Origin of the sequence: Proteus penneri (assembly GCF_003144535.1) — a bacterium.
Classification (GTDB): domain Bacteria; phylum Pseudomonadota; class Gammaproteobacteria; order Enterobacterales; family Enterobacteriaceae; genus Proteus; species Proteus penneri.
The window spans coordinates 432,131-450,759 of sequence record NZ_PHFJ01000001.1; the positions used below are offsets into that span (position 1 = coordinate 432,131).

Sequence of the window (18,629 nt, forward strand, 5' to 3'; positions counted from 1 at the left end):
AAATAGACCATCCACAATAACATGACTGTGGATGGTTTCAGGAGAAAATATTACTTAGTTACTTTGTCATAATAAACCATATCTGCATTTAGACCTTGGGCATAACCTTTAACATTATCGCGCATGACGATTTGGTTTTTACCTTGATCGATAAAGACATAAGGTGAACTACGTTGTAACTCTTTTTGCATTTCAGTATAGAGCGATTGACGTTTTGTTTTGTCTGCTTCATTAAGTGCAGCCAATGTTTGCTGGCTTAGTTCAGGAATTTTCCAACCATTTAACCAAGCAACAGTATTGGATTGTCCATCGTTATAAGCAAAGGCACTCGCATTTGAATGCGCATCAAAATAGTCTGGGATCCAAAAACGAATCGCGGCTTGGTGTTGTTTAGCGCGTACGCGGCTATACACTTGGCTACCTGCCGCTGGCAATAAATCTACTTGTACACCTGCTTGAGCAAAACTTGCCTGAATGGATTGTGCCACCGTAATATAAGGTACTTTGTTCTCAACATCTAATGTAAAGCGAGCATTGGTAATGCCTGCTTTGGCTAAAATTTCTTTGGCCTTCTTTGGATCAAAAGTGAATGGGTTATCTTTTAGTGCACCCGGTAAACCTACGGGTAAAAAACTTTGGTGAATAAAATACTGACCGCGCATTAGATCTTCAGTAATGCCTTTGTAGTCAACTAAATAACGAGACGCTTCCCAAAATGCAGGGTTACTCAGTGCAGGGTTTCCACTGGCAGTATTAAACGCCATATACACTTGTTCTGCAGAAGGGATATCTAAAATTTTGATCCCTGCTTTGCCTGCTAATGCGGCAGTTTGGTCAGTGCCTAGTTCACGTGCAATATCTGCATCACCTTTTTCAATCAATAAGCGACGTGATGCCGGATCGGGCACGTTTTTAATAATAATATTCGCCATTTTAGGCGCGCCAGTTGGTGAGAGAGGGTTTGCTTCTAACACTATGGCTTGACGTGGTTGATAAGCCCGCATTTTGTATGCGCCACTTCCGGCTGAGTTCATTTTCAGCCAGCTATTCCCAAAGTCATTATTTTTAATGTGAGCAGAAACTAGCTTTTCATCAACGATAGAAGCAATTGGGGTTGAGAGGATATTTAGCACAACATCAGGGCTGACATCCGCAGTCCAACGCACTTCTAATTCATTATCACTGACTTTTTTCAATAATGAAGTAATGTTTTCTGTTTTCCAACCTAAGACATTTAGAATAAAGGCTGGTGATTTATTCATGGTGATCGCACGCTGATAAGAGAAGATAATATCTTCAGGGCGAACGGTGTTACCAGATGCAAATTTTGCATCAGGTTTAATTTTGAATACGATAGATTTTTGTTCAGGATTTGCTTGCCAGCTTTCAACTAAAATTGGCTCATTAATCTCAGGATTATCACGATTAGGTTGAACAATACGCTGATATAAACTAGGCACAGTTTGAATACTAGACAGTTCATTACTTTCAGCTGGATCAAGGCTAACAATATCATCAAGCCCTTGTACCACAATTAATGTATTCGCAGGTGTTGCTGCAAATGCCGGTACGGAAAGGGCACCCACAACGAATAATGATAATAATTTTGCTTTCATGAGACGCTCCCTGAAATGGTGTAGCTAAAGTCGTTATGTCAATAACTTATTACTTATTACTTTGTGAACTTAACTTAGGCAAAACGTGACCAATGCGCAAAGTTTTAATTACGCTTACATATAACCCTTCGTTATAAGTAGCCAAAATTAATTATGGTAGAAGAATAATTAACCGCAAGAATAGGGTGATGAAATATGTCTTTAGACGATCACTTTCCATTCAAATTAAACATTTAGATTAAATTTTAAAAACAAATAATAAAAGTGAATATTTAATAATCTATAAATATTTTTATATTAGAATTGTTATTCAGTTTAGAGATGAATTTATTGTTATTTTAAATTAATTTCAAAGAGAAATTTTTTACAAATAAAGCATCATAAAGTTCTGTGAGTTAAGTAAAACCCATCCTAATTATATTAAATTTGTGAGCTGAGTAGGTTTTCTATCTATAAAACTTGCATGATGTTAATTTAATGTTTATTTGTTGTTTTGTTCCTCTCGATATATATATTTTATTTTCTCAGGATAGAACTCTAGAGGGCTCAATAAAGTTAAGTGATAAGAATACCGCATTAATTGACAAAATTTACGATAAGTGTAAAAAAGAAGAGTGTTGGTATCATTTTTATCTCATAAATATCTTTAAAATCTTTAAGAGCCACAAATATTACAATCAAAATTTAACAACGATACATATCGTTAATTGAGCGACCCCGCTATAAATTATTGTTTATTAGGAGAGGTACCCATGAAAAATAAAGCCACGTTAAAAACAGTGTTCCCACTTAGTATTATGTCACTTGTATTAACCTCCTTTTTTTCTCATGCCATTACTCTTCCTGAAGGCACTACTCTGGCCAAACAACAGAATATTGTGATTAATAACGGTACTGAAGTTTCATCTCTTGACCCGCATAAAGTAGAAGGCGCACCAGAAACTAATATTATTTTAAATTTATTAGAAGGTCTGACTTATGTGGGGCCTAATGGCGAGAGCATGCCGGGCGTTGCACAACGCTGGGAAACGGATGATAACAAGGTGTGGACATTCTATTTGCGAGAAGATGCAAAGTGGAGTGATGGTACACCAGTGACCGCTGAAGACTTTGTTTATAGCTGGCGTCGAGTGGTCGATCCTAAAACAGGTTCACCTTATGCCAGTTATCTTGAATATGCTTATGTTGAAAATGTTGCAGATATTCTTAGTGGAAAAAAAACGCCTGAAGCACTAGGTGTGAAAGCGATAGATCCTCATACTTTGCAAATTAATTTAACCAAGCCAATTCCCTATTTAGTCGATATGGTCAGCCATACGCCATTAAAACCAGTTAAAAAAGAGGTTGTTGAAAAATATGGCGTGAATTGGACTCGTCCTGAAAATTTTGTCGGTAATGGTGCTTATGTTATTGAAAATTGGGTTGTGAATGAAAAGGTGACTTTAAAACGTAATCCACTTTATTGGGATAATAAAAACACCATTATTGAGCAAGCTACATTTTTACCAATTAGCTCAGAAACCAGTGATATTAATCGCTATCGTAGCGGTGAAATAGATATCACTAATAGCGCTATTCCTCCTGTTCTGTATAGAAAAATGAGGCAAGAACAGCCAGAGAATTTACATGTCACACCGTATTTATGTACTTTCTATTATGAATTAAATAATAAAAAAGCGCCTTTTGATGATCCTCGTGTTCGTGAAGCGGTGAAACTGACACTTGATAGAGAAGTTATTGCTGAAAAAATAATGGGACAAGGGCAAATACCCGCTTATTCTTTTACTCCCTCTTTTATTGGTAACGGTAATTTTAAAGCGCCTAAATGGGCTTATTGGACACAACAGCAACGTAATGAGAGGGCGCGTGAATTATTAAAAGAAGCGGGATTTGATGCTCAAAATCCTCTAACTTTTACTTTGCTCTACAATACGTCTGATCAAAATAAACAGCAGGCCATAGCTGCTGCATCAATGTGGAAAAAAAGTATTGGTGCAAATGTGACGTTGCAAAACCAAGAGTGGAAAACCGCATTAGAAAATCGTAATCAAGGAAATTATCAAGTTGCGAGAGCAACGTGGTGTGCAGATTACAATGAACCAACCTCGTTTTTAAATTCATTTCTTTCCACAAGTAGTCTTAATACAGTCTTTTATGAAAATAATGATTACGATGACGCATTAAATAATGCTTCAATTGCGGTTGATAAAGAGGCTCGACATCAACTCTATCAGCGCGCTGAAGCCTTGTTAGACATGGACTCGGCGATAGTACCTGTTTATTATCGTGTCAGTGTTAGATTAGTTAGTCCAAAAGTAGGCGGATTTATAGGTAAAGACCCCTTTGATTATACGGACTTAAAGCGCTATTTTATAAAGGCAGATAACTAAAACTGGTAAATTATCGACATTCTATAGTTATGTGCGATTTAATTATTAAAAGTTATTTAAAAAGTAGTGAAACAATAAAAAACTACCCAAAAAAGATAGCGGCATTAAAAAAATTATAATGCTATCAGGCAATTAAGAACTGATAGCAAATAAACAAAATTGATTTATTTTTTGTAAAAACAATAAGTTGTGTAAACCGTTCTAAAACACAACTGAACATCACAGAATGGTTGTCTAACAACCAGCTCACTAACTGGGAGTATTTTATAAGATGAGTAATTTAACTAAAAAGAGTGCGTTGGCGATTGCAATAAGCGCAATCTTTGGATTGTCAGCGCTAACAGCTAACGCTGCTGTTGTTCCTGACGGGGTGAAATTGGCTGAAAAACAAGTGCTGGTGCGTAATAATGGCTCTGAACCACAATCACTTGATCCTCATAAAATCGAAGGTGTACCTGAGTCTGCATTAGCGCGTGATCTTTTCGAAGGCATTACTATTGTTGGACCAGATGGTGAAATTTTACCAGGCTCCGCAACGAGTTGGGAAAATAAAGATTTTACTGTTTGGACATTTAAAATTCGTGAAGGTGCTAAATGGTCGAATGGTGAACCTGTTACAGCGCAAGATTTCGTTTATAGCTGGCAACGTTTAGCGGATCCTAACACTGCATCTCCTTATGAAAGTTATCTGCAATATGCGCATATCGTGAATATCGACGATATTATTGCAGGTAAGAAAAAAGCCACAGAATTAGGTGTTAAGGCATTAGATAACAACACATTAGAAATCACTTTATCTGAAGCTGTGCCTTATTTACCAAAATTATTAGCTCACTCCTCCATGTCGCCAGTTAACCAAAAAGTGATTGAAAAATTTGGTGAGAAATGGACGCAACCTGCTAACTTCGTCGGTAACGGCGCTTATCATTTAAAAGACTGGACAGTCAACGAACGTATTGTGTTAGAGCGTAGTCCAACTTATTGGGATAACAAAAATACTGTTATTGATCAAGTGACGTTCTTACCTATTTCATCAGAAGTCACTGATGTAAACCGCTATCGTGCGGGTGAAATCGACATGACATATAGCAATTTACCAATCGAATTTTTCCAAAAATTGAAAAAAGAGATCCCTGATGAATTGCGTATAAGCCCATATTTATGTACTTATTATTATGAAATTAATAATGAGAAGGCTCCGTTTAACGATCCTCGTGTTCGTGAAGCACTGAAACTGTCAATGGATAGAGATATCATTACTTATAAAGTGAAAAACCAAGGTGATATCCCAGCTTATGGCTTTACCCCTCCATTTACAGATGGAATTAAAGAGAGCAAACCTGAGTGGTTTGCAAGTTGGACTCAAGAACAACGTAATGAAAAAGCACGCCAATTATTAGAAGAGGCGGGCTATAATAAAGCAAATCCACTAAAATTTAAGCTTCTGTACAATACATCCGACTTACATAAAAAAGTCGCGATCGCCGCTTCTTCAATTTGGAAGAAAAACTTAGGTGCTGATGTTTCTCTTGAAAACCAAGAGTGGAAAACGTTCTTAGATACTCGTCATCAAGGAACTTATGATGTTGCTCGTGCCGGTTGGTGTGCAGATTATAATGAACCTTCTTCATTCCTTAACATGATGCTGTCTTACAGCAGTAACAACACTGTTCACTATAAAAACACAGAATTTGACGCATTGCTCAAAGAGTCGTTACGTGTGAAATCTGATGATGAACGTGCCGCTATTTATCAAAAAGCTGAAGGTGTATTAGATAAAGATTCGGCCATTGTTCCACTTTACTATTATGTAAACACCCGTTTAGTTAAACCTTATGTGGGTGGTTATTCAGGTAAAGATCCATTAGATAATTTACATACTAAAGACTTGTATATTATTGCTAAATAATCGGGCGAGACCTTGTCTTATTAAGACGAGGTCTTTTTATCGTCACGCCTGAATAGGTTTGTATTATAGGAACGGGCAATGCTCAAATTTATTTTTCGTCGCTTTTTAGAAGCGATACCGACTCTATTTATTCTAATAACGATTTCGTTCTTTATGATGCGTTTAGCCCCGGGTAGTCCTTTTACGGGTGAAAGAAAACTCCCGCCTGAGGTTATGGCAAATATTGAAGCGAAATATCACTTAAATGATCCCATTTATAAGCAATACTTCGATTATTTAATTCAATTGTCGAAAGGGGATTTAGGGCCTTCTTTTAAATATAAAGACTACAGTGTAAACACCTTAGTCGGTAAAGCATTCCCTGTTTCAGCTAAATTAGGGCTGTCGGCATTTATTTTTGCTGTCATTTTAGGTGTGGGGGCAGGCGTGATAGCCGCACTGAATCAAAACACCAAATGGGATTATACCGTCATGACTTTTGCCATGACGGGGGTTGTAATACCGAGTTTTGTTGTCGCACCACTATTAGTGCTTATTTTTGCGATTACCTTAAGGTGGTTGCCAGCAGGGGGCTGGAATGGCGGAGCTGTACAATATATGTTGTTGCCAATGATCGCACTGTCGCTTTCTTACATTGCTAGTATCTCGCGTATTACCCGTAGTTCAATGATTGAAGTATTACACTCAAACTTTATTAGAACGGCAAAAGCGAAAGGCTTGCCGATGAAAAGAATTGTACTGCGCCATGCTTTAAAACCCGCGTTGCTACCTGTTATCTCTTATATGGGGCCTGCATTTGTCGGTATTATTACGGGCTCAATGGTTATTGAAACCATCTTTGGATTGCCGGGTATCGGACAATTATTCGTTAATGGTGCTTTAAACCGAGATTATTCATTGGTATTAAGCTTAACCATTATCGTAGGTGCATTAACGATCTTCTTTAATGCCATTGTCGATATCTTATATGCCGTTATTGATCCGAAAATTCGTTATTAATAGACACTGGAGCACGTTATGTTATCACTGAAGGAAAACAGCGAAGCTCTGGGGAATTTCTCGGAGCAGCTAGATATTGAAGGTCGTAGTTTATGGCAAGATGCTCGTCGTCGTTTTATGCACAATAAAGCTGCGATCACGAGTCTTGTGTTACTTTTCTTTATTTTATTATTTGTTATTTTTGCCCCAATGTTATCGCCCTTTGTTTATGACGATACTGATTGGGAAATGATGTCGATGGCACCTGACTTTGCCTCTTCTCACTATTTTGGCACTGACTCATCAGGTCGTGACTTATTAGTACGGGTTGCGATTGGTGGTCGTATCTCATTAATGGTCGGTATCGCCGCCGCCTTTGTTGCTGTTATTGTTGGTACGCTGTATGGCGCAATGGCGGGTTATATTGGTGGGCGTGTTGATTCAATTATGATGCGTTTACTGGAAATATTAAACTCATTCCCATTTATGTTCTTTGTTATCTTACTGGTGACATTTTTCGGTCAAAATATCCTACTGATTTTCGTTGCGATTGGGATGGTATCTTGGCTCGATATGGCGCGTATTGTAAGAGGACAAACCTTAAGTCTAAAACGTAAAGAGTTTATTGAAGCTGCATTAGTTTGTGGTGTGTCATCACGCAATATCGTGTTAAGACATATCGTACCTAACGTACTCGGTGTGGTGGTGGTTTATGCCTCTTTATTAGTGCCTAGCATGATTTTATTTGAATCCTTCTTAAGCTTCTTAGGTTTAGGAACACAAGAGCCATTAAGTAGTTGGGGAGCACTATTAAGTGATGGTGCAAACTCAATGGAAGTTTCTCCTTGGTTGTTACTTTTCCCGGCTTCGTTCTTAGTTGTCACACTGTTTTGCTTTAACTTTATCGGTGATGGCTTACGTGACGCATTAGATCCGAAAGATCGTTAAGGAGAACAAAATGACAAATACAGCAAATAAGTCGTTATTAAGCGTTAAAGATCTCAGTGTCACTTTTGGTACCGCAGATGGTGATGTCACCGCAGTTAATAAACTCAATTTTGAATTAGCCGCAGGTGAAACTCTAGGCATTGTTGGTGAGTCGGGTTCAGGTAAATCGCAAACAGCTTTCGCATTGATGGGATTATTAGCAAAAAATGGTCGCACAGCGGGTAGCGCAAACTTTAATGGTCGTGAGATCTTAAATCTTCGCCAAAGTGAATTAAATAAAATGCGTGCTGAAGAAATATCCATGATATTTCAAGATCCAATGACCTCATTAAATCCCTATATGAAAGTGGGTTCACAGCTTATTGAAGTCTTAATGCTTCATAAAGGCATGAGTAAAAACGATGCATATGCAGAATCTGTGCGTATGTTAGATGCCGTAAAAATGCCTGAAGCGCATAAACGAATGAGTATGTACCCCCATGAATTTTCAGGTGGGATGCGTCAACGTGTCATGATTGCAATGGCATTGCTGTGTAAGCCTAAACTATTAATTGCTGATGAGCCGACAACAGCGCTTGATGTGACGGTTCAAGCACAAATCATGACACTGTTAAATGAGCTTAAGAATGATTTAAACACCGCAATTATTATGATCACCCATGACTTAGGGGTTGTTGCAGGAATTTGCGATAAAGTATTGGTAATGTATGCAGGGCGCACGATGGAATATGGGAATGCGCGTGATATTTTTTATCAACCATCACACCCTTATTCTATCGGGTTGCTACAAGCCGTTCCGCGTTTAGACGGTGAAGATGAGCGACTAGCGACTATTCCGGGTAATCCGCCTAACTTATTGCGTTTACCAAAAGGCTGTCCATTCCAACCTCGTTGCCAGTATGCAACAGAGCAATGCTTAACGAGTGAACCTCAATTAGAGCAATTTGCACAAGGGCGATTACGTGCCTGTTTTAAAGCGGTGGAGGAATTGGTATGACTCAAGCCATGTTACAAGATAGAAAAGTTATTCTCGAAGTGAATGACTTAAAAGTTTATTTCGATGTTCAAGATAATAAACAGTGGTTCTGGCAACCTAAAAAAAGCCTCAAAGCCGTTGATGGTGTCACGCTACGTTTATATGAAGGTGAAACATTAGGGGTTGTTGGTGAATCTGGTTGTGGTAAATCGACATTTGCGCGGGCCATTATTGGGTTAGTCAAAGCCTCTGGTGGAACAGTCACTTGGTTAGGTAATGATTTACTGGGAATGGGGAATAAGCAATGGCGCGATATTCGCCAAGATATCCAGATGATATTCCAAGATCCGCTGGCTTCTCTAAACCCAAGAATGACGATTGGCGATATCATTGCTGAACCATTAAAAACTTATCACCCTAAAATGAAACAGGCTGAAGTTGTTGAAAAAGTCAAAGCAATGATGATGCGAGTCGGATTATTGCCAAACTTAATCAACCGTTATCCTCATGAATTCTCTGGTGGGCAATGTCAGCGTATCGGTATTGCTCGCGCGTTAATTCTAGAGCCTAAATTAGTGATTTGTGATGAATCCGTTTCAGCATTAGATGTATCAATTCAGGCTCAAGTGGTTAACTTGCTGAAAGATATTCAAAAAGAGATGGGATTATCTTTAATCTTTATTGCGCATGATTTGGTAGTGGTAAAGCATATTTCAGATCGTGTTTTGGTGATGTATTTAGGGCATGCGGTAGAATTAGGAACCTATGATGAAGTTTATCATCATCCACTACATCCTTATACTAAAGCGTTGATGTCAGCAGTACCTATTCCTGATCCCGATAAAGAGCGTAATAAGCACATTGATTTATTAGAGGGGGAGTTGCCTTCTCCGATTAATCCACCATCAGGTTGTATTTTCCGTACACGTTGTCCTATGGCGGATGAAGAATGTGCAAAAACACGACCTTTATTAGAAGGAAGCTTCCGCCATGCCGTCTCTTGTTTAAAAGTCGATCCACTTTAATTTTTAATAAAATTATACTAATGGATAAAAAAAGTCTGAATTTATTCAGACTTTTTTTATCATAAAATATGAACGTCAATTCTATGTTGTTTAATAAGCAAAAAATATTTTATTAATACACCTTGTTTTAGTGCTTATCATTATTTTTTCAAAAAGCTTAAGAAGCCTAGTTTTATAATTAATATTCTAATTATAAACCAATTAAGTTGCTTATTTTTAATGTTAACCATATCTATTGTGTTTAGATATCTTAATATATTGAAAAAAATATTATTTTTTAATGAGTTAGGTGTGGTTTAAGTGAGACTTATACTTTCACTATTGTAATGAAATATTAATTAACACAAAGTTTGATTTTCATCAACAAAACTCAGCAGGAATTAGTTATATTTTACAATTAATAAGATTAGTTAATGCCTTCATCTCTTTAACTTAATTCAAAAGGATGAAAAAGACTGTTTTTTAGCTTTGTCTTTGTTTTTACTTTTAATTAAATATTAATCCCTCCAAAATTATTCTTTTATCATACAATGATAAGTGTTTACCTTTCCTATAAATGCAGAATATTATCTTTTATTTTGTCAAATAATCATTGTTTTTTAGATTTTATCACCTTACAAAAAAGATGATATAAATAAAATAAATTATTAACCTCCTGATATAAGGTGATTGAGTATATTTACTTACACTTATTTGGTGTTTTATTATGTGCATCTTAATTGGTTAGAAAATTTTGAATGTTTGATTTTATTAATCTTATATCGTAAATTAAATACAAATACATTTGGGGAAGATAATTTTGGAAATAAATGATTTCTCATTGAATTTTAAATATATCTCAGAAAGAAAGATATTTTGTCATTCGATAGGATATGAACTCTCTCTCTTACGACAACGTAATTTTATGACGGGGGCTGAACTAGGAAAAATATTAAATATTTCTCAACAACAGATATCTCGTTATGAACGAGGTATAAATAAAATACCTGTAGATATATTATGTTATATACTAAATATATTTGATATTTCAATTAGTGATTTTTTTGATCGAGTAAGAAATAGAGTAATTACACTAAAGTATAAAATAAAATATGATACTGATAATAACATTCCTTTTTTTAAAAATGTTATTTAATATATTTTTGATTTTTTAATTTATATAGATATACCAATATTACACTTTTAATAAGGATTTAAATTAAATCCTATTTATGTAATATCGACATGTCTATTGAGTTATTGTTACTTGATACTTTATTTTAATATCCATATCTTAATTTTATATTTAGATATGGAAATCCATTATTAATATTTCTCTTTAATATGAGTTTTATTGCCTTGAGTATATTTTGAAGTGAAGATGTTGTTTATATTTACCTGTAATATAAAAGGAAAAGTCAATGCTTAAAAGAAAAATGCTAGTTAAAACCGTATTAGCTGTATCAGTTTTATCACTGAGTAGTATTGCTTCGGCGGCTACTATTGTTAATGGTGGTAAAATTAATTTTACGGGGCAAATAGTAAATGCTGCATGTGCTGTTAGTGCAAAGTCAATGAATCAAACTATCAATATTGGTCAATATCGAACAGCCCAATTTGATAGTGTTGGTAAAACTGTTGGAAACACTGATTTTTCGATTGATTTAGAAGCGTGTGATACTACAGTTGCAAAAAATGCCTCAGCATCATTTTCAGGTGTTAGTGATTCAAATGACAAAACAGTATTAGCTGTCAGTAATATTACAACTGGTGGCGCAGGCGCAGCCACAGGTGTTGGTATTGAGATTACAGACCATACGGGTAAAATTTTATCACCAGATGGTTCTGTGTTCTCTACCGCTAAACAGTTAATTGACGGAGCTAATACTTTGAATTTTGTTGCCCGCTATAAATCAACATTAGATACAGTAACACCGGGTCAGGCTGATGCCAATGTGACTTTTAGAATGCAATATGAATAAGTCTAATTAGTTTATTGAGAAGTATGGCCTAATAATAAAGGCCATACTTTTATATCGAGGCAAATATGAAATATAGCTTAATATATTCTATTGCACTGTTTTTTTCTATTTCATTTACAACATATTCTATAGAAAGGAATAAAACATTTTTAGATGATGGTATTGTTTATTTTAGGGGAGGTATTGTTGAACCAGCATGTACAGTATCTCCAGAAAGTAAAAATCAGATTGTTGATTTAGGTATTATTAGTAGTAATCAATTTAATGGTGTAGGAAGTCATTCAATAAAGCTCCCTTTTTTTATTAAATTAATGAATTGTAATAAAAATATGGCTGATAAAGTCAGTTTATATATTTTAGGTGATGTCAATAGTATAGATAAACGATTATTTAATATTACAGAAAAACAAAATTCAGCTTCAGGTGTTGGTGTTGCACTATTTAATTCTGAAGATGAGATGATAATTCCAAATAATATTAATAAATATAAGTTTATTAAAGAAAATGAGTTAAAAATAGAATTTAAAGCAAGCTATTTAGCAACAAAAGAAACGGTTATTGGCGGTAAGGCCGATAGTGTTGTGTGGTTTGTTTTTAGTTATCACTAATTAAACCTGTTACTCGAGGCTCATATGTATTTAATATATAGAAACTATATTATTTTATTTTTTCTCTTTTGTTTTTCTTCATTCTCTTATGCTGGAGGTGTAGCATTGGCTGCAACTCGAATTATATATCCAATGGATGCTAAACAGACATCAATTACTATTAATAATACAGATAAAAAATTACGTTTTTTAATTCAGTCGTGGATTGATGATAACGATGATAAAAAAACAAATGAATTTATTGTGACTCCACCTCTTTTTGTAAGTAAGCCTGAAAGTGAAAATAAATTAAGAATTATATATGCAGGAAAAATTTTACCTACTGATAGAGAAAGTTTATTTTGGCTAAATATGAAAGCAATACCTGAAATTGAAAGAGAAGAAATTAAAGATAAAAATATATTGCAATTGGCCGTGTTATCTAGAATAAAAATATTTGTTAGGCCACAAGGCTTGGTATTTAGAACTGAAGATGTTCCTAGTAGTATTGAATTTATACCTTCAGGGAAAAATTTAACAATAAAAAATCCAACACCATATTATGCAACCTTAATTAATATAAAAGTCGGAGAAGAAAAGTTGAATAGTACTATGGTGCCGCCTAAAGGATCTATAGAAATAAAAGTCAATAATCCTAGCTATAATCAAATATCTTATCAAACTATTAATGATTATGGTGCCAGTACGCCAATAATAATAAAAAAGGTTAGTAAATAATACTACAAGATTAATTAATGATAAGGTTTTATTATGTTAAAATCTAAGACTATAATTTTTAATCTCTATTTCGTTTTAGGATCTTTTTATTCTAGCATTAGTTATGCAGATAGCTTTTTTAATCCTAATTTGATATCGAGCATTGATAGTGAAGTTGCAGATTTATCACGCTTTGATAAAGGTGAAGGCCAGCCAGAAGGAATCTATTCAGTCGAAATTTATGTCAATAATGAATATATTGAAACTAAAAGTATTCCCTTTTATGAAAATAATAAATCATCTGATGGAACAGGGTTGCTACCTTGTTTAAACAATAAAGAATTAAAAAATATAGGTGTGAGTTTAAATGATGATAGTAAAAAAATTAATAGTAAAGAGTGTATTGATATATTAGATGAGATTGAAAAGTCAAATATTAGATTTGATTTTGAAAGTCAAAAGTTATTTTTAAGTATTCCACAAGTAATGTTTAAAAATAATGTTCGTGGCTATATTCCTCCAGAAAAATGGGATAATGGTATTAATGCCTTTTTGTTAAATTATAATTTTACAGGAAGAAATAGTAAAAATTTCAAAGATAATATTAATAATAATAATTACTTTTTAAATCTAAACCCTGGTATTAATGTAGGATCATGGCGACTACGTAATGAAAGCACATGGATGTACGCTAGTGGTGAAAATAACCAGAATAAATGGCGTAATATAAGAACATATGTACAAAAACCGATAATTCCATTAAAAGCAGAGCTGACAGTGGGTGATTCATTTTCTAGCGGTATCATTTTTGATAGCCTTGGTTTTAGAGGTGCTAAACTAGAATCTGATGATAATATGCTACCTGATAGTATGAGAGGATTTGCTCCTACAATTAAAGGGATTGCAAATAGCAATGCGATTGTTACTGTTAAACAAAATGGCTTTGTTATCTACCAAATTTCTGTTCCTCCTGGTGCATTCGAAATAAAAGATCTTTATGCAACATCAAGCAGTGGTAATTTAGATGTGGTAATCAAAGAGAATAATGGAGAAATTACTCAATTTGTTGTGCCTTATTCAAATGTTCCTATTTTGCAACGTGAAGGACGCCTTAAATATGAGTTTATTGGAGGGGAATTTAGAAGTGGGTCTGATTTTCAGGATAAACCTAATTTTGGGCAATTAAATTTAATTTATGGTTTGCCTTATAATTTAACCCTCTATGGGGGAAGTCAATTTTCGAATAACTATCAAGCTTATGCTATTGGTCTAGGTGGAAATTTAGGAAATTTAGGTGCGATATCAGCAGATGTTATTCAAGCAAATAGTATTTTACCAAATGATGAACATAAAAAAGGACAATCATTTCGTCTACTTTATGCGAAGTCAATTAATAGCACAGGGACAAACTTTCAAATTATGGGGTATCGATATTCGACTCAAGGATATTATACGTTAAATGAAGTTAGTTACAATAAAATGGAAGGACGTGAAATTATCACTTCTGATGGAATAATAAGGGATAATGAAAGTTTATCTAACTATTATAATTTAAATTATTCTAAAAAAGGACGTTTTCAAGTTAATATAAATCAGCAAGTGACGGATAACAGTTCTTTATATTTATTGGGTTCTTATCAAAATTATTGGCGAACAACAGAAACAGAACAATTATGGCAAATTGGTTATAATGGAAATATAAAGCAAATTAATTATAGCTTGAATTTTTCTAAATCTAAATCGCCAGGTATGAGTGGAGATAATAAAAATATTGCATTTAATATTTCTATTCCTATTAATGATCTTTTTAATCAAAATAGAGTTAATGATTTAAACGCTAGTCGAAATAGTATGTATGCCGTTTATTCTATGAATAGAAGTAATGACAATGTATGGGTTCAACAAGCTGGATTAACAGGAACATTACTTGAGGATAATAATTTAAATTATAATATCCAACAAGGGTATGCTCATAACGGTGGTGGTTACTCTGGAATGGTTTATGCTAACTATAAAGGAAAGTATGCTAATCTGGGGAGCGGATATAATTATAATAACGATTGGCATGAATTAAATTATAATTTAAATGGTGGTGTTGTTGCACATTCTGGTGGAATTACTTTAAGCCAGCCTTTAGGTGATACAAATATTCTTATTAAAGCAAATGATGCTAATAACATTAGAGTTGAGAATGCTAATGGTATATTAACTAATAATAAAGGATATGCCGTTCTACCTTATGCATCTATTTATAAGAATAATCGTGTTTCTTTGGATATAAATTCATTAGGTGAAAATATTGAATTAGAAAATGCAATTATGAATGTTATTCCTACTAAAGGAGCATTAGTGCAGGCTAATTTTAAAACCAATATCGGTTATCGAGCAATAGTAAATTTAAAGAAAAAAAATGGTGCGATTATCCCATTTGGTGCAATGGTTATTGACGAATCGCGTTCTGTAAGTGGTATTGTTGGTGATAACGGGAATGTCTTTATTTCTGGATTAGCACCTATAGGGAAATTAAAAGCTAAGTGGGGAAGAATGGAAGACCAACAATGTACATTTGATTATGAAATTAACGATAAATCATCTAAAGAAAAAGGGATTTATTTTATCTCTTCTACTTGTCAATCTGATAAATAGCAACTGAATGGGTTTTTTATGATGAGAATATTATTATTTACGATAATAGCCATTGCTTCAAATAGTGCTATTGCTGTTAACTGCATCAGTGGTTGTAATGCTAATGAAATTTCAACACTCAGTGGACAGTTAACAAAGAATGAAAATAAAGTAGGGGTCACTAAAGATGCTTCTGATATTAATTTAACAAATCGAACAACATTAAGGTGGAATGCCGGTCAAGGACAAACTTGGGCAACATATTCTAATGGTAATATTCCTACAGCTAACACCAGTAATAATGATTGGGTATACTCAAGAATAGATGACTATATATCTGTGGCTTTAAGGATGACAAATAATTGTAGAACAATTTATGTTCCTTATAATGTACCAACTTTAAGTTCTACTTGTGGTCCTCGTTCTTATACAGAAGGTGAAGAAGGGGTTGTTTCTACACGAAAATATCAGACACGAATAAAAATAGATAAAGCGATTATTTCAGGTACTTATGTAAATAATATTTTTGTCGGTGAATTTGGATTCTGCCAACCACAAAATTGCGCAACAAAACAAGCGGTGATCACTAAGTTATTTTTAAATCTTTCGATATCTGTACCACAATCTTGTGTGATTAATTCGGGTCAAGTGTTAAATATTGATTTTGATAATATTCCTGCATCAAGTTTTAAAGAAGCGGGGAAAAAAGCGGAAGGAGTAAATACAATTTCGCGTAATTTAAATATTCAATGTGACAATATAGAGGCCAGTGCAGATTTGACAATGCGTTTACAAGCCGATTCTGTATACGGTAATGCAATTGTTTCTAATAATAAAAGTGTTGGATTTATTATTGCGAACGCTAACGGTACGGAGTTAACCCCTAACGATTTATCCAGTTTTATTCCTTTTAAACTAAATGGAAATTCTGACTCTAATGTTACTATTAATGTGTATCCTGTCAGTATTGATGGAAAAACACCAGCAGAAGGTTCCGTGACATCTAGTGGTTTCTTAAGAGTCGATTTCCCTTAAATTTATATAGGCTCACATCATGAATGAGTTATTTTATAGTAACAAAATAATGCGCTCTTTATTATGGATACTATTTTTATTGATAGGGTGTTCAATATTTCTAGTTCAAGACGCAAAAGCTGAATTGGCAAATACCAATATTGTTATAAAAGCAAATATTGTTGCAAATACATGTAGAGTAAGTCCTGAATCAATGAATAAATTCGTAGATTTAGGTGTGTGGGGAACGAAAGACTTTCAGCAAAACAAAACAACAGAACCGATAAAGTTTACGCTTAACTTAACGGATTGTAGTGTATTTACGACGGGAGTGAAAGTGACCTTTAAAGGGGATACTGATAATCAAGATAATACACTATTTAAATTGTCAGAAAATGACTCTGCAAAAAATGTTGGGATCGCAATTTTAGATAAAAATAAAGATAAGGTATTACCAGGTGAAAGTAGTGTTATTTATCCAGTAGGAACAATCAATAATATTGCTCTTGATTTTTATGCGCAATATGTATCAACAGGGTCGTCTGTTGTCAGTGGTAGTGCAAATGGCGAAGTTTTGTTTTCTTTAGAATATCTTTAAATTATAAAGGGAACGTTTTAGTTCCCTTTATATATAAACTATTATGAGTGAATTTGAATAAAATAAAATCAAATCCAGCCTTTAGTTCGAAACTCTTTTAAGGTTGCGACGAAATAGCTCATCTCTTCGGGTGTGCCTAAAGTTAAACGGCTCCAACCCAAAGCAGGTGGAAATTCACGACCCACCATAATATTCGCGTCTTTCATTCTATTTTGATAGGTTTTTACATCGCCTTTAACTTTATGAAATATAAAGTTTGCATGAGAAGGTGCGTATTCAATATTCAGCTCTTTTAAGGCATCAACGACTATCTGACGTGAAACATCAATCGATTTACGACTATATTCCACATAAGCTTTATCTTTTAGTGAGGCTAATGCGGCAACTGCACCTGCAGTATTAGTATTATCAATAGAAACAAAGGAATCAATTTGTGAGATTACTTCTGGGACAGCAACGCCATAACCTACACGTAACCCAGCTAAGGCATAAATTTTTGAGAAAGTACGGGCGACAATCAGATTTTTATATCCTGCAGCAACTAACGAAATTGCACTGATAAATTCAGGTGTTGAAACAAACTCAGCGTAAGCTTCATCAATAATAAAAAAGACATTCTCTTTTGCTGATTTTACCCAGTTCGATAATTCTGCACTAGGGGTTAACATTGCTGTTGGATTATTCGGATTGCATAAATAGACCATACTGATACCGTCAAATTCTTGCGCTTTTTTCTGCATGGTTGTTAAATCGAAAGCTAGAGTATTATCAACGGGTACTTTAACGATTTTTACACCTAAAGGTTCAGCATAAAGCTCGGCATAGTTAAATGTCGGGTCAGGAACAATAAGTTGAACTGCTTTACCTTCTTTTTGTGCTTTGTTTGCCACAAATTGTACGGCTGCTTGAATTGTCTCAGATGAGCCATTTCCTAAGGTAATATGTTTATCTGAAAGTTTAAATTCTTTCCCTAATTCGCTAATTAATGCGCTACGTGCATCATCTGGATATCTGAAAGCATTGGGTAAAGCATCGATAATAGCCTGTTTCGCTTTTTGCGACATGCCAAGTGAATTTTCATTAAAATTGAGTAGTAACGGATTTTCTGCATTAAATACCAATTTATTTTTCAATGGTTCATTGGCATAAGCAGAGCTAACAAAGGAACTTAACGAAAGCCCCCCAATCACTAGGCTGGATGATGTTAAGAATGAACGACGATTCATGTGATGTTTTCCCAAGTAAATTATTCTATGTTTTATTAGTTCACATAGATTACTAAAAA

15 protein-coding genes are annotated in these 18,629 nt (G+C 34.4%); 13 read left to right on the forward strand and 2 right to left on the reverse strand.

Annotation, left to right across the window (positions count from 1 at the left end; all coding sequences use genetic code 11):
* Window positions 1-50: 50 nt before the first annotated feature.
* On the reverse strand, window positions 51-1,616 hold the full coding sequence (locus tag CUB63_RS02170; protein WP_072064089.1) for an ABC transporter substrate-binding protein: 1,566 nt from the start codon (window positions 1,614-1,616) through the stop codon (window positions 51-53).
* 752 nt (window positions 1,617-2,368) lie between these two features.
* On the opposite strand from CUB63_RS02170, the gene CUB63_RS02175 reads away from it, so the two are divergent.
* The 13 genes from CUB63_RS02175 to CUB63_RS02235 all read left to right on the forward strand — a co-directional run bounded on the left by CUB63_RS02175 (window position 2,369) and on the right by CUB63_RS02235 (window position 17,344).
* Window positions 2,369-4,006 carry an ABC transporter substrate-binding protein gene (locus tag CUB63_RS02175; protein ID WP_109847352.1) on the forward strand — a complete coding sequence of 546 codons (1,638 nt, stop codon included), beginning with the start codon at window positions 2,369-2,371 and terminating at the stop codon, window positions 4,004-4,006.
* A gap of 271 nt (window positions 4,007-4,277) precedes the next feature.
* Complete coding sequence (oppA, locus tag CUB63_RS02180; protein ID WP_109400565.1) at window positions 4,278-5,915, forward strand: oligopeptide ABC transporter substrate-binding protein OppA; 1,638 nt, start codon at window positions 4,278-4,280, stop codon at window positions 5,913-5,915.
* 78 nt (window positions 5,916-5,993) lie between these two features.
* Window positions 5,994-6,914 carry an oligopeptide ABC transporter permease OppB gene (oppB, locus tag CUB63_RS02185; protein ID WP_023581988.1) on the forward strand — a complete coding sequence of 307 codons (921 nt, stop codon included), beginning with the start codon at window positions 5,994-5,996 and terminating at the stop codon, window positions 6,912-6,914.
* Window positions 6,915-6,932: 18 nt separating this feature from the next.
* On the forward strand, window positions 6,933-7,841 hold the full coding sequence (oppC, locus tag CUB63_RS02190) for an oligopeptide ABC transporter permease OppC (protein WP_006536448.1): 909 nt from the start codon (window positions 6,933-6,935) through the stop codon (window positions 7,839-7,841).
* A gap of 10 nt (window positions 7,842-7,851) precedes the next feature.
* Complete coding sequence (gene oppD, locus CUB63_RS02195) at window positions 7,852-8,838, forward strand: ABC transporter ATP-binding protein (protein WP_072064085.1); 987 nt, start codon at window positions 7,852-7,854, stop codon at window positions 8,836-8,838.
* Entirely contained in the window at window positions 8,835-9,842 is a 1,008-nt protein-coding gene (gene oppF, locus CUB63_RS02200) for a murein tripeptide/oligopeptide ABC transporter ATP binding protein OppF (RefSeq protein WP_109847353.1), read from the forward strand. The genes oppD and oppF overlap by 4 nt, the downstream gene beginning before the upstream one ends.
* A 799-nt stretch (window positions 9,843-10,641) precedes the next feature.
* The gene (locus CUB63_RS02205) at window positions 10,642-10,977 is read left to right on the forward strand and encodes a helix-turn-helix domain-containing protein (RefSeq protein ID WP_109847354.1); all 336 of its coding nucleotides are present in this window, start codon (window positions 10,642-10,644) and stop codon (window positions 10,975-10,977) included.
* A 265-nt stretch (window positions 10,978-11,242) separates the two neighbouring features.
* A complete protein-coding gene (fimA, locus tag CUB63_RS02210; protein WP_072064082.1) occupies window positions 11,243-11,803 on the forward strand; it encodes a type 1 fimbrial major subunit FimA in 561 nt (186 codons plus the stop codon).
* Window positions 11,804-11,868: 65 nt separating this feature from the next.
* Complete coding sequence (locus CUB63_RS02215; RefSeq protein ID WP_109847355.1) at window positions 11,869-12,411, forward strand: fimbrial protein; 543 nt, start codon at window positions 11,869-11,871, stop codon at window positions 12,409-12,411.
* A gap of 24 nt (window positions 12,412-12,435) precedes the next feature.
* Window positions 12,436-13,128, forward strand: a complete 693-nt coding sequence (locus CUB63_RS02220; protein WP_006536456.1) for a fimbria/pilus periplasmic chaperone — start codon at window positions 12,436-12,438, stop codon at window positions 13,126-13,128.
* Between the two features lie 33 nt (window positions 13,129-13,161).
* Window positions 13,162-15,753 (forward strand): fimbrial biogenesis usher protein, encoded by a 2,592-nt coding sequence (locus tag CUB63_RS02225; RefSeq protein WP_109847356.1) that lies wholly within the window; start codon window positions 13,162-13,164, stop codon window positions 15,751-15,753.
* Between the two features lie 18 nt (window positions 15,754-15,771).
* On the forward strand, window positions 15,772-16,767 hold the full coding sequence (locus tag CUB63_RS02230) for a fimbrial protein (protein ID WP_109847357.1): 996 nt from the start codon (window positions 15,772-15,774) through the stop codon (window positions 16,765-16,767).
* A gap of 49 nt (window positions 16,768-16,816) precedes the next feature.
* Window positions 16,817-17,344: a fimbrial protein gene (locus CUB63_RS02235; protein WP_267472748.1), complete on the forward strand. Its 528-nt coding sequence runs from the start codon at window positions 16,817-16,819 to the stop codon at window positions 17,342-17,344.
* Window positions 17,345-17,412: 68 nt separating this feature from the next.
* On the opposite strand, the gene CUB63_RS02240 is transcribed toward CUB63_RS02235, so the two are convergent.
* Window positions 17,413-18,570 carry a pyridoxal phosphate-dependent aminotransferase gene (locus tag CUB63_RS02240; RefSeq protein WP_109847358.1) on the reverse strand — a complete coding sequence of 386 codons (1,158 nt, stop codon included), beginning with the start codon at window positions 18,568-18,570 and terminating at the stop codon, window positions 17,413-17,415.
* Window positions 18,571-18,629: the final 59 nt, after the last annotated feature.